1 protein-coding gene is annotated in these 780 nt (G+C 43.5%); it reads right to left on the bottom strand.

Annotated features, from left to right (window positions below):
- On the bottom strand, positions 1-671 hold a 671-nt coding region (locus VB775_RS26270; RefSeq protein WP_323217183.1), incomplete at its 3' end, for an AAA family ATPase.
- Positions 672-780: the final 109 nt, after the last annotated feature.

The following is a 780-nucleotide window of genomic DNA, read 5'->3' as shown; positions in this document are numbered from 1 at the left end:
GGGGATGATGTGTCATTCAACCAATTCTGAACAATCTCTGCAAATTTCTTGCCTGGCTTGGGATAGATGCCACTGCTGATTTCAGGACATCTACTTTTAGAGATCATTAGGGTATTCTGGTCGTCCAATAATCCACAGATGTCTAGTTCGTATTCACTGCCTTCCTTTTGAATCGGGGCTGTGCCAATCTTGCGAACACTGGTGATTTTCTGTTTGCCTGCAATTTCGGTAGCTCCATATTCATATTCGATTTTTGATCGCATCGTGGCGATGATGTGGCAGCTTGAACTGATGATTTTGTCCCATAGTTGGCGTTCTATGGGGCGGATTTTTGCCCAGTTGCGGACATCGCTGCCAACTGAGTCTAGTTCCGCGTACCATGCGTGGGATAGGGAGTCGATAATCAGGTAATCAAATCCTGATTCTTCGGCACTTTCAATCGCGTTGTAATATTGGCTTGGTCCAAATTTGCTTAGTTCGAGTACATCGAAGTTAAACAAGTTGCCATACTTGCGGCTTGAACCATGTTCGGTGTCAATCAATCCAATTCTTTTGCCCAAGCATGATGCTAGTTGTAGGGCTGTGTAGGTTTTGCCGCATCCTGGTGGACCATATAGAGCCATCCGTAGTTTGATGTTTTCTTTGGTCGCTTTCTGAAATGAGTAAGTCATAGGTAATTTTCCTTATATGTAAATATCAATGGATTTCTTCTAGAGAGCCTCGCTAGAGGACTGATGAAAGTCTCTATGCGTGACTTTCTAGAATTAGTTAGATCGTGAA

The organism is Pseudanabaena sp. CCNP1317 (assembly GCF_034931345.1).
Taxonomy (GTDB): Bacteria; Cyanobacteriota; Cyanobacteriia; order Pseudanabaenales; family Pseudanabaenaceae; genus Pseudanabaena; species Pseudanabaena galeata.
This window is presented reverse-complemented; position numbering and strand designations above follow the sequence as displayed.